General features: G+C 71.6%; 10 protein-coding genes and 3 pseudogenes. 6 read left to right on the top strand and 7 right to left on the bottom strand.

Going from position 1 to position 12,550, the window contains the following annotated elements; translation table 11 throughout:
• Nucleotides 1–2 precede the first annotated feature (2 nt).
• The 6 genes and pseudogenes from AB0Q99_RS01040 to AB0Q99_RS01015 all read left to right on the top strand — a co-directional run.
• The gene (locus tag AB0Q99_RS01040) at nucleotides 3–2,525 is read left to right on the top strand and encodes an FAD-dependent monooxygenase (protein ID WP_363567137.1); all 2,523 of its coding nucleotides are present in this window, start codon (nucleotides 3–5) and stop codon (nucleotides 2,523–2,525) included.
• Nucleotides 2,526–2,655: 130 nt separating this feature from the next.
• Complete coding sequence (locus tag AB0Q99_RS01035; protein ID WP_363567135.1) at nucleotides 2,656–3,489, top strand: methyltransferase; 834 nt, start codon at nucleotides 2,656–2,658, stop codon at nucleotides 3,487–3,489.
• A gap of 299 nt (nucleotides 3,490–3,788) precedes the next feature.
• Nucleotides 3,789–4,797 (top strand): annotated as a pseudogene (locus AB0Q99_RS01030) (IS5 family transposase).
• A gap of 73 nt (nucleotides 4,798–4,870) precedes the next feature.
• Entirely contained in the window at nucleotides 4,871–5,107 is a 237-nt protein-coding gene (locus AB0Q99_RS01025; RefSeq protein ID WP_363567133.1) for a hypothetical protein, read from the top strand.
• Nucleotides 5,108–5,624: 517 nt separating this feature from the next.
• Nucleotides 5,625–5,909, top strand: a complete 285-nt coding sequence (locus AB0Q99_RS01020; protein WP_363567131.1) for a hypothetical protein — start codon at nucleotides 5,625–5,627, stop codon at nucleotides 5,907–5,909.
• Between the two features lie 24 nt (nucleotides 5,910–5,933).
• Nucleotides 5,934–6,242, top strand: a pseudogene (locus AB0Q99_RS01015) (transposase); the annotation flags it as partial.
• A gap of 65 nt (nucleotides 6,243–6,307) precedes the next feature.
• Here AB0Q99_RS01015 and AB0Q99_RS01010 read toward each other — a convergent pair.
• The 7 genes and pseudogenes from AB0Q99_RS01010 to AB0Q99_RS00980 all read right to left on the bottom strand — a co-directional run.
• Nucleotides 6,308–6,514 (bottom strand): annotated as a pseudogene (locus tag AB0Q99_RS01010) (universal stress protein); the annotation flags it as partial.
• 99 nt (nucleotides 6,515–6,613) lie between these two features.
• Complete coding sequence (locus AB0Q99_RS01005) at nucleotides 6,614–7,840, bottom strand: SpoIIE family protein phosphatase (RefSeq protein WP_363567129.1); 1,227 nt, start codon at nucleotides 7,838–7,840, stop codon at nucleotides 6,614–6,616.
• The gene (locus AB0Q99_RS01000) at nucleotides 7,837–8,301 is read right to left on the bottom strand and encodes a universal stress protein (protein WP_363567127.1); all 465 of its coding nucleotides are present in this window, start codon (nucleotides 8,299–8,301) and stop codon (nucleotides 7,837–7,839) included. The genes AB0Q99_RS01005 and AB0Q99_RS01000 overlap by 4 nt, the downstream gene beginning before the upstream one ends.
• Before the next feature lie 593 nt (nucleotides 8,302–8,894).
• Nucleotides 8,895–9,554: a hypothetical protein gene (locus AB0Q99_RS00995; protein ID WP_363567125.1), complete on the bottom strand. Its 660-nt coding sequence runs from the start codon at nucleotides 9,552–9,554 to the stop codon at nucleotides 8,895–8,897.
• A 14-nt stretch (nucleotides 9,555–9,568) separates the two neighbouring features.
• Nucleotides 9,569–10,810 (bottom strand): 2-isopropylmalate synthase, encoded by a 1,242-nt coding sequence (locus AB0Q99_RS00990; RefSeq protein WP_363567123.1) that lies wholly within the window; start codon nucleotides 10,808–10,810, stop codon nucleotides 9,569–9,571.
• A gap of 431 nt (nucleotides 10,811–11,241) precedes the next feature.
• Entirely contained in the window at nucleotides 11,242–11,481 is a 240-nt protein-coding gene (locus AB0Q99_RS00985) for a hypothetical protein (protein ID WP_363567121.1), read from the bottom strand.
• A 35-nt stretch (nucleotides 11,482–11,516) separates the two neighbouring features.
• Nucleotides 11,517–12,320 (bottom strand): exodeoxyribonuclease III, encoded by an 804-nt coding sequence (locus AB0Q99_RS00980; protein ID WP_363567119.1) that lies wholly within the window; start codon nucleotides 12,318–12,320, stop codon nucleotides 11,517–11,519.
• Nucleotides 12,321–12,550 lie beyond the last annotated feature (230 nt).

The raw sequence follows: 12,550 nt of genomic DNA, 5'->3' as shown, positions 1-12,550 counted from the left end.
CCGTGAAAGCCCTGATCATCGGTGCCGGCATCGGCGGTCTGACCTGCGCGGTCGCGTTGAGACGCGTCGGCATCGACGTCGAGGTGTACGAGCGCGCCACCGAGCTGCGCGCCGCCGGCTCCGGCATGTCGGTCATGAGCAACGCCGTCACCGCCCTGGCCACCCTCGGCATCGACCTCGGCCTGGACAAGCGCGGCCAGACCGTGGAGTCGTTCACGGTCATGGACCGGTGCGGCCGACGGATCAGGGACCTCCCGTTCAAGGAGGCCTGCGAGAGAGTGGGAGCGCCCAGCGTCTGCCTGAGCCGGACGGACCTCCAGGAGGCCCTGCTGGCGGAAGCCGGGGACTGCCCGGTCCATGTGGGGGCGGCCGCTACCGGTTTCGAGGCCGACGACGCCGGTGTCACCGTCCGCTTCGCGGACGGGCGTTCGGCGAGTGGGCACATCCTGATCGGAGCCGACGGCTTCGACTCGGCTGTACGGCGCCACCTCGTCGGCCCCGAGGCGCCGCGGGACAGCGGCTACTTCTACCGGCTCGGCGTCGTCCCCTTCCGGCACCCGCGGGTCACCACCGGCGGCGTGCGCCACTACTGGGGCAGCGGACAGCGGTTCGGCCTCATCGACATCGGCCACGGCCGCTGCTACTGGTGGGCCGCAGTGCGCACGGTCGGGGAGCTGCCCGCCCAAGGTGATGTCAAGGACGCCCTCGGACGGTCGTTCGCGGGCTGGGCCGACGAGGTGCGGGCGGTGATCGAGGCCACGCCGTCACAGGACATCCTCACCGTGCCCTCCCGCGACCGGCGCTTCCTCGAACGGTGGGGCGACGGCCCCGTCACCCTCCTCGGTGACGCGGCCCACCCCATGCTGGCCACCCTCGGGCAGGGGGCGGCCATGGCCATCGAGGACGCCGTCGTCCTGGCCCACACCCTCGCCGAGCCCGCGACGGCCGATGACCCGGTACTGGCCCTGCGCGCCTACGAAGGCCGGCGGCGCGACCGCACCAGGGCGATGGTGGCCGCCTCCCACGCGGCGAGCGACGTGGCACAGGCGGACCGCCCTCGCCGGCAGCTGGCCCGGGACGGCTACTTCCGGCTGGTACCCCGCCGCGTCCTCGTCCAGCGGACCGTGCAGGCCCTCACGTTCCCCGAAGGCCCGGCCGCCGGGCCGACCGGCGTTCGGCGCGAGCTCAGTCCCCTGGAGCGCTGGTACTGGATCGCCGACCAGACCTCACCCCTCAACGTCATCGCACGGGCCCGTGTCCACGGAGACCTGCCCCAGTCGCCGCTCCGCCGCGCGCTGGACGCCCTCCAGGCCCGGCACCCCCTGCTGCGCGTCGCGATCGCCGACGGCGGCACCGGCGCGAACCCCGTCTTCGTACCGCTGGACGGGGAGCGGATCCCGCTCCGGCACGTCGCCGTGTCACCGGACGACCCTGTGGCCGATACACGGTGGGAGCGCGAGGTCAACGACCGCGAGCTCGCGGAGAGCATCGACTGGCGCACCGGGCCGCTGCTGCGCGCAGTGGTGATCACCTCGGGAGGGAACGGCGCGGACGGCGAAGGGGACGTCCACGACCTGGTGCTGACGGCCTCGCACTGCATCGCGGACGGGAAGACGTGCCTGTCCCTGCTCCGCGAGTGGATCGAACTCGCCGCGCAACCGGGCTCCCGCACGCCGTATCAAGCCCTTTCGCGGCAGGCGCTGCCCGCGACGGAGGACCTGCTACCGCGCCGCCACCGTGGCGCGGCGGGCGCCGCAGGACTGGGGGTGATGACGTTGCGCGACCGCCGGGCAGCCCGGCAGGGCCCCGCCCAGCGGGTCACCCCCAGCCGCCGGGTCCCGTTCGGGCAACGGCGCACCCGGACGGTCCACCGGCTCTTCACCACCGACCAGCTGGACCAGCTGGTGCAGGCGGCCAAGCGGCACGGCACCACGGTCCACGGAGTCCTGGCCGCCGCGATGGTCACGGCCGTCGCCCGGGACGCCGGAGCCCCGGCCGGCACCCACTTCTCCATCGGCTCGCCGGTCGACTTCCGCGGCGACCTCGATCCGGTCGTCTCCCCCGACGAGGTAGGCACCTTCGTGGCCACCGTCCCCTCCCGCGTCCGCTACGAGCCGGGTGGGCCACTGTGGTCGATGGCTCGGGAGATCAGCCAGGACCTGGTGCGACGCCGGAGGCGCCAGGAGCACCTGTCCATGCTCAGCCTGCCGCGCCGGGCGGGACCGAAGTCGACGGCGGACAGCGAAGCGTTCATGCGGTTCATGGACGAGAAGGGGCCGATCAACCTCTGTCTGTCCAACGTCGGACGTTACGAGTTCCCCGAACGGGCGGGCGCGTGGCGAATCTCCGGCGCCCAGTTCGTCACAGGCATCTCGGTGGTGGGCGCCATCGTGGCGACCGCCACCACCAGTCACGGCCAGCTCGCCTGGAACTTCGGCTACGTCGAGGGCCTGATCTCCGAGCCTCGTGGACGGCAGATCGCCGACGACGCCGTCCGCACCGTGCTGTCCGCGCTCGCCGAGTGACCGGCCCGACGGAGCGGGCGCCACGACCTCCCGGGGCGCCGACCAACCCCCGACCCCTCGGCGGAGTCCCGGACGCTTGCGCTCCTCGGTTCCCGCCGGCTGTTCCCCAACCCGAAAGGTCCACGCTGCGATGACCTACGCTCCGATCCGGACGCTGCCGCGACGTCGCGTCCTGCCCGTCGGCGAGAGCCGCTCGCTGTGGCGATCCCGCCCCTCGTGCGGGATCTTCGAGTTCCGCGGCATGCGCCTTCAGATCGCGGTGGAGGACCCCACCGAGGTCCTCTTCCCGACCGATTGCGGGCTGAGCCTGATCGCCGCCCTCAACGGTGACGACGCTCCCGACCTGAACGGCGTCAACGCCCTGGACATCGGAGCCGGTTCCGGCCTCTACAGCGTCGTCCTGCTCGCAGCCGGCGCCGAGCGGGTGACCGCCCTGGACATCAACCCGGCCTCCGCCGCCCAGACCGTCGCGAACGTGGTGACCAACGGCCTCGACGCCACGCGGCTGACCTGTGTCACCTCGCCGCTGGAGGAGTACACGCCGGACGGGAGGTTCGACCTGGTGATCACGAATCCGCCGCATCTTCCCTACGACCCCGCCTACGCGCGGGGTGACGGGCTGGAAACCGCCCTGGTCGCCCGCGAGGGAGGCCGAGCGATGTACGACGCCGTCGTCGAGCGGATGGACACGGTCCTCGCACCGGGCGGCATCCTGCTCATGGCGCACTCCTCGCTCGCCGACATCCCCCGTACCGTCGCGCAGCTCACCGGGCGTGGCTATGAGATGGACACGCTTGAGATCTTCGAGATGGACATTCCGCTCCTGGCCTACTCCGAGCAAAAGGACACCATGCTGGGCCTGCTGAAGGAACGGCAGGCAGCGGGCCAGGCGGACTTCGACGGGTCACGCTTCTCGGTGCACGCCCTCATGTTCCGGCGCCCCCTTGACGCCACCGGTCGCTGACGCCGGGAGAAGGGAGGAGCCCGAGGTCATGAGGCGGTGTGGGACGTCACGTCACGTGGACGGGACGGGCCCTGACCTCGGTCGCCCCGACGGAAGCCGCCCGGGCACGCCGTCGGACCTCTCCAGCGATCGGCTTGCCGCACAGTGAGAGGTGGTCTCGGTAGGCGGAGTTCCGCCTACCGAGACCACCTTGTCATCTACTCAATTTCGCTTTTCTGTCTGCTAGGGCGGGTATCGGGTCGTGATCAATCTGTGGGATTCGCCCTCGTGGTCGCGCCTGATCCGGTAGGCCGTGTTGCGTGACGCGAGTGCAACTGACTGACGCCGAGTGGGAGTTCATCGGGCCGTACCTGCCGATCGGCGAGTACGGCCCGTACCTCGAGCGGCTGCGCCGGCAGTTCGAGGGCGTGATCTGGAGGTTTCGGACGGGCGGCCAGTGGAGGGAGATGCCTCAGGAGTTCGGGGCCTGGTCGACGGTCCACAACCGCTTCCGGCAGTGGAGGGACGCCGGGGTCTTCGAGGCCCTGCTGGAGGGCGCGATCGCGGAGGCCACGAAGCGGGGTGAGGTGGACCTGTCGCTGGTCAGCGTGGATTCCACCACCGTCCGAGCTCACCACGACGCCGCCGGGATGCACCTCGACCCGGATACGCTGGCCGACCTGGAGAAGGCGGCCGAGGAGGCGGAGAAGGCCCGGCAAAACGGGGAGGCCCGAAGGAACAAGACGGGCAGGACACCGCAGACGACCCGGAACGGGAAGAACGGCGACGTGTCCGACGCCGACGCAAGCTCCGCCTGAAGGCCGCCCTGCTCGGACGGTCCAGGGGCGGGCAGACCAGCAAGGTCCACGTCGCCGGCGAGCGCAGGTGCCGCCCGCCGGCCATCGTCCTGACCGAGGGGCAGGCCGCCGGCAGCCCGCAGTTCATCCCCGTGCTGAAGAAGGTGCGGGTGCGCGGGCCGGTCGGCCGTCCCCGCACCCGGCCCGACGCGGTGGCCGGCGACAAGGCCTACTCCTCCCGCGGCAACCGCTCCCACCTGCGCAATCGCGGCATCAAGGCGGTCATCCCGGAGAAGCGGGACCAGGCCGCCAATCGAAAGAAGAAGGGCAGCAGGGGTGGTCGGCCAGTCGGCCACGACGTCGAGCTCTTCAAGGTATGGAGCGGAACACCGTCGAGCGCCTGATCAACAGGCTGAAGGCCTGGCGGGGCATCGCCACCCGGTTCGACAAGAAGCCCGAGAGCTACCTCGCCGGCCTCCACCTCCGCGCCTCGATGATCTGGATCAAGGACCTCGCCAAGACCATTCCTTGATCACGACCAAATACGCTCCCTACGGCCTGATCACACCCGCCGCATAGCCCCACCGCCCACGAGGAGCCCCACGATGAAAACCGACAAATCCGCCGAGTCACCCGAGGTAGCGCTCCACCCGGCCGGCCGGGACGTCGAGAGCGCCGTCGAACGCATCGAGCTGCTGGAAGCCCAGGTCCGGGCCCTCGGCCAAGCGATCCGCGCCCTCGTCCAAGGAATGGAGGAGATCCCCGACCAGGAACCCGATCCCGAACGCCCGGCCCGCGCCGGCCGCCTCGCCCACGAACTCCTGCTCGCCCAGGGACTCTAGGCCAGTCCAGGAAGTCGATCACGCAACTCTCCTTCCTCGGCCCGCTGTACGCGCGGCAGGGCCCCTACGCCTGTGCCTACGTCGACACCTCGCGCGGCCGCGACGACCCCGACCGCACGATCGAGCTGAGCCGCCGCCTGGAAGCCCAACTGGCAGCCCAAGTTGCCGACATGGCCACCACCGGGGCGATCGCCCAGGTTGTCGGCACCGACTGCGGCCTTCCCGGTCGGCACGGTCAGGCGGTCTTCGCCGCCCACGGGCGCCTCGCCTTCGCCGAGTAACCGCCCGACCCACCGCCCGGCGACACAGCCCGGCTCGCCATGCTCCCCGACGCGATGCCGCTCTCCCTCCGGCACGCCCCGGACATCCGGTACGTGGCCGCCACCGTCCACCGGGTCGCCCAGCCGCCGGGTGCCCGCGCAGCGGAATCCGAGGTCGAGGCCAAAAGCGCCTGCGTCCGCGACTCGTCGGAGTCGACAGAAGCGGCGGTCCGGACGCCAGGCCGGAGCGCGCGCTGTTGGAGGAGGAGCTCGGCTACCTCGTCTGCGGCCGGTTGTCCGCCCGTGACCACGCCTGCGTGGAACGGTTCATGGTCCGCCGCGCCCGTGGCAGCGGCGCGGCCGAGGGGCTCGCGGACACGGTCGCCGCTCTGCGCCGCGGCCAGGCCGAGGCCGTCCTGATCGACAACCCGTTCGACCTGCACCAACGGCTGCGGGTCGGCGTGGCGCCGAAGCAGATCGCCACCAGCCAGACGGAGTTGAGGAACCCGGGGGGTCTAGGTTCTGTACGGCGGATCTTGTGACCATCGCATGATCGGCTCGTTGTACTGGTCACGGGGCGGGGAGATCTGAGCAAGGACGAGTGGGACCGGCTGAAGCCGCACCTGCCGGCGAATGGGCGGCGGGGCGGCCGGTGGGCCAGCCATCGACGGGTGATCAACGGGATCCTCTACAGAGCGCGCACCGGCGTGCCGTGGCGAGATCTGTCGCCGTGCTTCGGGCCGTGGACGACGGTGTACGACCGGCATCGCCGCTGGTGCGTGGACGGCACCTGGGACCGGATCCCGACCTCCCTGCAGACCGCGGCCGACGCAGAGGGCCGCCTCGACTGGAGCCCGGCGAGCGTGGACTCCACGCCCGGCTCTGCCGCGAGAAGCGGGATACACCGGGTGGAGACGATGACGAGCAGGCCGATCGGATGTCAGCCGTAGGGGACCACCGCGAGCGGGCTGTGGACGTGGTGGACCGCCGCCTGGGCGACCGGCCCCAGGTGCGTGCCGAGGACCGCCGCGCGGTCGTGGCGGCCGACGACCGAGAGATCCGGGCGGCCCGTGGCCTCGACGAGTGCCGCGGCGGCGCTGCCGCGCAGCAGGGAGGCCACCACCTCGACGTCGGGGTACGTCTCCCGCGAGGGGGCGAGCGTGGGCTTCGGACGGCGGGCCTGCTCTCACGTCCCGTGCGCCCCGGCCGGCGCCCCCGGGGCCCGCCGACAGGCCCGGAGCTGCGGTCAGAGCCTGATGACGACGAGTGCGGTGTCGTCGGTGGCGCCGCCAGGTGGGAGCAGTTCGGTGAGGACGGTGTCGGCGAGGGTGTCGGGGTCGGCGGAGCGGTGCGCGGTGAGGACCTGTGCGAGGCGGTCCAGGCCGGTGTCGATGTCCTCGCGGCGGCGTTCGACCAGGCCGTCGGTGTAGAGGGCGAGCATGTCGCCTTCGGCGAAGCGGGTGACGGCCTCGGGCCGTGTCCGGTGCTCGGGGCGGGCGCCGAGCGGAGGGTCGGTGGCTCGGTCGAGGAATTCGACGGTGCCATCGACGTGCAGCAGGGCGGGCGGAGGGTGGCCGGCGCTGCTATAGGTGATCGTGCGGGTGCCGGAGTCGATGAAGGCGGTCGCGGCGGTGGTGGACTCGGCGCCCTCGACGGAACGGGCGTACAGCCCGAGCACTTCCAGGGCCTGGGCGGGGCCGGTGGCGACCCGGGAGGCGGCGCTGAGGGCACTGCGGAGCTGGCCCATGACACCGGCGGCGACCAGGCCGTGGCCGACCACGTCGCCGACGGCGACCGCCACGCGGTTGCCTGGCAGCTCGACGAGGTCGTACCAGTCCCCGCAGACGTTCAGCGCACCCACGGCGGGCCGGTAGCGGACCGCGGCGCGGTGGCCTCCGAGAGGTCGAGGCGCGGGCAGCATGGCCTCCTGGAGCGCGAGTGCGACCTCGCGTTCCCGGGCGTGGGCCTCGCGAAGGCGCTCGTTGACCTCCTGGAGTTCGCGGGCGCGGGTGTAGAGCTCGGCTTCCAGGACGCGGGCGCGGTTGCCCTCGGGCAGGCCGTGGGCACGGATGAGCTGGGTGATCTCCTCGACCCGGTGGACGAGCAGCACCGTACGGCCCTCGGCGTCGAGCACGGGGGCGTTGACCGGGCTCCAGTACCGCTCCTCCCACTCGCCGGGCCGGGTGGTCGACTCGACGTCGTAGCGCTGCAGAGCCATGGTGTCGCGCTCACCGGACGCCAGGACCCTGCGCAGGGACACCTCCAGGTTCCGGGCACCGGTCGCGGCGGGGTCGTTCGGGTTGTCGGGGAAGACCTCGAAGAGGTACCGGCCGATGAGCTGCTCGTGGGTGCGCCCGGACAGGCTGAGGAAGTCCTCGTTGGCGTCGGCGTACACCAGGTCCGGGGTGAGCAGGGCGACCATGCCGGGCAGGGCATGGAACACCGCCCGGTAGTCGATCGCCTCGCCGGTCACGGCTCCGACCGCGGTTCGGGCTCGGCGGTGCGCACGACGACGACAGGGCAGCGCGCGTGATGGACGCAGTGCTGGCTCACCGAGCCCAGCAGGGCCTCGGCGAATCCGCCGTACCCGCGGTTGCCCACGACCAGGAGCTGCGCGCCGTCCGAGGCCTTCAGGAGCTCCGCAGCGGGGTGGCCCCGGACGACGTGCTGGCGGACCTCGACCTGCGGGGCCTCCGTCGTGGCCGCCGCGACGGCCCCGGCCAGGGCCTGGCGTGCGTTGCCCGCGAAGTCGAAGTTCGGCATGGCCGCTGAGGGCGACCCGTAGCCGACCGGGTACTGCCAGGCGATCACCGCATCCACGCTGCCACCGGTCAGCCCAGCCTGCCGGACCGCCCACGCCAGCGCGGTCCTAGACGTCGGGGAACCGTCCACCCCCACGACGATCCGAGCTGAGCGGCCGGGTTCCACGCTCATCACACACCTCCGGGGGTCGTGCCTGCTCCACCGCCACCATCGGCGATCTGCGGCCACTGTGCCAGCCGGGAGGACCTGTGCCGTGACGTGGAGGGGAGCACTCCCGGGGCGCGCGTCGACCGTAGCTTCCGGTGTCGTCGGCGCTCGCCCGATTCCGATCCCCGCTCACGTCTCCGCCGGTGCGACGGTTCGACCGAGCCGGCCCCGCACCTCCGACGGACGAGGCGTTGACCTGTTCCGCACCAGGCGAACAAGACGCTGGACCGGGCGGACAACTCGCGTGAGGTCCTCTTGGACCGGGAATCGGCAGGCGAGCGGTGCATACGGTCACGAGCAGCACGCCGGTCCTGTTTCTTGAGGCCATGGCGGGGATCACGCTCCGGGCCTGGTACCTGCCGTGCCGATCAGACGAGATCATGAAATGCCTCCACTGGCCCGATGCCCCGCTTCTTGATCAGCATGCGCACCATGCCCAGGGTCGCGGCGCTGGCCGTGACGGGCGCGCTCCTCGGCGTGGCCACGGCATGCGGCGCCGGTACGTCGCCTGCGGCCGCACCCCGGGCCCGTGTCTGAGGTTCCATGGAGACCGGGGTTCAGGTGATCGCGGTGCGGAGGTGTTCGAGGTAGCGGTTCGGGTCACAGCCGTGGGCCTCGTCCTGGGCGCCGTGGCGGATGTGGGCCAGGTCCCCGTCGGGGGTGATGCGCAGCATGGTGGTGGCGGCGTGGGGGGTGTCGGTGTGGCGCAGGGTGTCGGCGTCGGTGACGGGGGTGTCGGGTCCGAACATGGCGGTTGCCTGGGGGGCGGTGGCGGCGGGTGGCTGTCCGGTGCGGTTGGCGCTGCTGACGTAAAGGCGTGGGAAGCGGCTGAGCAGCGGGGTGAGGGGGTGCCAGCGGGCGCCGAAGAGCAGGAGGTGTCCGTCGCGGAGGGCGGGGGTGGTCCAGCCCGGTGGCGGGGTGTCGGTGCGTACCGGTACCAGGAGGGTGACCAGGTGGTCGCGGAGCAGGGTGAGCGCGGTCCGCAGGGCGGTCGGTGTCAGGTCGAGTTGTGTGGTGAGGTCGGTCCAGGTGGTGTCGTCGTGGACCCAGAGGGCGACTTCCTGGTCGGTGGGGCGGCCTTTGGCGTTGTTGACGGCCTGGGGGGTGGTGGCGGTGACGACGTAGGTCAGGGGGCTGGGGTTGGGCAGGATGACGGCCCGTCCGGCCGTCAGGGCGCGGGTGGCGGCGCTGGTGTCGAGCGAGGTGGTGGCCGGCATGGGGGCGGGTCCGTTCATGATCCGGGGGTGGTGGCGGTGAGGCCGTCGAGGTAGGCGGCGAAGTCGGCGTCGGCGATGACGGCGTGGCTCTGGCGGTAGGCGCGGTCCTTGACCCAGGCCAGTGCGGTGCGGGTCTGGGCCGGGTCCAGGTGGTGGCCGAGTCGCTCGGCGACCGCGCGTAGCACGCGGTGGCTGGCGAGGTGGGTGAGGACCACGGTCGGTGCCAGGCCGAGGTGCTGTCGGGGGTCGTAGGGCTGGAAGGTCTGGGGGTGGGTGAAGGGGGTGCCGGTGGAGATGGTGGCGACGCCGGTGCCCACGATGGGGGTGGTGACGGTGAGCGGCACCCCGGTCTCGGCGGACACCATCCGTGCGATCCCCGGCAGCCGGGTCAGGTCCGGCTGCGTCCACCACGGCTCGCAGCCGGGCCCCAGGACCTGTTCGGCCTTGGCCCGATCGTGCGCGAGGAGGAAGAGCAGCTGCTCGGTGGCGGTCATGCCGCTGCGCTCGGCCATGCCCAGCCACGAGCACGCCGCCACCCGCACTCCGCTCTCCAGGGCGGCCAGGGTGTTGGCCAGGCCCAGGCCCAGGTCGTTGTGCAGGTGCGAGACCAGGACCGCCTCGGGCCCCGCGCCGGCGGCGACCCGCTGGAACAACTCCCGGGTCTGGCCGGGCAGCAGGTCGCCGACCGTGTCGGCCAGCACGATCGTCCCCGCCCCCTGAGCGGTCATCGCGCCGGCGTACTCGGCCACCAGGCCGTGGTCCGCGCGGGGCGCGTCCACCAGGCACACATCCACCGCTATCCCGTCCGCCAGGCCCACAGCCTCCTTGACCACGTCCAAGCCTCCGGCGAGGGCTTCACGGGCGCCGCTGTGCACCAGGGCCCGGGCGGTCGCCTCGGAGGCGGCCACGATCACCATGACCCGCGCGTGCGCCGCGCCCCGCACCGCGCTCAGCGCCAGCCGCACATCGGTCACCGTGCCGCGGCAGATCGCGGACGGACTGACCGAGCCCTGCGCCTCCAGCGCGACCTGGCGCGTCGCCTCGAACTCCTGCCCGCACACGGAAGGGAAGCCCGCCGCGAACACCACGTGCCGAGGGCCGTCCGCCCCGAACAGCGCCCCCTGCTCCCGCGCCAGCCGGACCCGGAAGTCGGCACTCATCAGGGTCTTGGCCTGAGCGCCGTCCCGTGCCGACTCCTCGAACAGTACGACCCGCCCGGCCCCGGCCGATTCCCGCACCACGTCAACTGACGGCAACGCCCCACCCCCTGCTTCGGCACGGCACTCGCACACCGCGATACGTCAAGATCCACTCGGGCGGATCGTAGACCACACCCAAGACGACGACGATGACACCCCATCCCGGTGCTCCGCGTCTGGCAGCGGCCCAGCACGGCCCGTTCCCGTCCCCAGCGCGAAGCCGACGGGTTGCCTCCGCCGCACCGATCAGCGATGTCCGGGTGGGGCGTCGGTCGTCGAGATGTCCCGCTCCTGGCTGCCGGCGGCGATGCCGGTCCATCTGGCAGGGTGGCGATAGGGGCGGGCTGACGCTGGTGGCCAACAGCGGTACCCGGCTGGACAGGTGGTGGGTGGGCGGGGGTGTCCTCGGCCGGCCTCGGTTCACTCAACGACCTGGCGGTCCGGTGCCACGGATATCCCGCAGGCACCGGACCCTGGCCGACGCGGAATCAGTGGCAGGTGGAAAGCAACGTCACGCTGATCGAGTCAGCCGCAGCCGCAGCCGCCGTCGTCGCGGCCTGGATGGCATCGACAGGCCGTCCGTCGGTCAGTTGCTCAGCCGTGCCGGGGGCCTGCTCGTCGTAGCTGCGCGGCTTCTTAGCTGCGTAGTTGGAGTCCTGGCGCTCGAAGGCGCGCGTGAGCATGCCTTCGAGCCGGGGCCGCCGATCAGACAATGCCTCGTTGAGCACCTGTGTCTGACACGGAACTCCTCCCAAGGGAGTCGTCAGAAGTCGTGGTCGTACACCACGGTGACAGGTGCGTGGTCAGACCAGCGCTCGGCGTGCGTGGCAGGGCGCTCGACGTAGGCCTCAACCGCACTGGCGGCGATGCCGGGAGTTGTACAGTGCAGGTCGATCCGCCAGCCGGAGTCGTTGTCGAAGGCGCGGCCGCGGTAGGACCACCAGGAGTAGGGGCCGGTGCGGTCGGGGTGGAGGGCGCGGACGACGTCGACGTAGCCGGCCTCGTCGTAGACGCGGGAGAGCCAGGCGCGTTCTTCGGGGAGGAATCCGGCGGACTTCTGGTTGGCCTTCCAGTTCTTGAGGTCTTCGGGGCGGTGGGCGATGTTCCAGTCGCCGCAGACCACGACCTCGCGGCCGTCGGCGGCGGCGCGGGTGCGCAGGGCGGTGAGGTGGACGAGGAATTCCGCCATGAAGCGTTCCTTCTCGTCCTGGCGCTCGGTGCCGACCTCGCCGGAGGGGAGGTAGAGGCTGGCGATGGTCATTCCAGGCAGGTCGATTTCCACATACCTGCCCGAATTGTCGAATTCCTCGGACCCGAATCCGATCGCGGTGCGCTGCGGCTCCTGCCGGGACAGGATGGCGACGCCGGCGCGGCCCTTGGTGGCGGAGGGGGCCCAGACCGCGTGCCAGCCGTCCAGGTCGCGCAGCTCGACGGGCAGTTGCTCGGGCTCGGAGCGCACCTCCTGCAGGCAGATCACGTCCGCTTCGGTGCCGACCAGCCACTCGATGAGGCCCTTCTTGGCCGCCGCCCGGATTCCGTTCACGTTCACACTCGTCACCACGATCACCCGGGCAGCCTACCGACTGGCCGTATCCGACCCGAATCGTGACGCGCGGCCGGGCCGGGGTCGGTGGATTGTGGCACCGACCGGCGGGAGCTGTCGTGAACGCGGCATGAATATGTGCGACAGTCGCATTGAGCCTCGCCATTGGTCTTGACCATCTCCGGACGGAGCACCTAGGGTCGTTTACTGCAAGGACCTTTAATAAAGAAGGACGGATAAAGCCCGCTCTCCCA

Source organism: Kitasatospora sp. NPDC086791 (assembly GCF_040685975.1).
Lineage (GTDB): Bacteria > Actinomycetota > Actinomycetes > Streptomycetales > Streptomycetaceae > Kitasatospora.
This window is presented reverse-complemented; position numbering and strand designations above follow the sequence as displayed.

Bases quoted from the DNA above. Each gene is read 5' to 3' on its own strand.
- AB0Q99_RS01035 (WP_363567135.1), top strand. From the start codon at position 2,656: ATGACCTACGCTCCGATCCGGACGCTGCCGCGACGTCGCGTCCTGCCC.
- AB0Q99_RS01025 (WP_363567133.1), top strand. From the start codon at position 4,871: ATGAAAACCGACAAATCCGCCGAGTCACCCGAGGTAGCGCTCCACCCG.
- AB0Q99_RS01000 (WP_363567127.1), bottom strand. From the start codon at position 8,301: ATGAGCGTGGAACCCGGCCGCTCAGCTCGGATCGTCGTGGGGGTGGAC.
- AB0Q99_RS00995 (WP_363567125.1), bottom strand. From the start codon at position 9,554: ATGCCGGCCACCACCTCGCTCGACACCAGCGCCGCCACCCGCGCCCTG.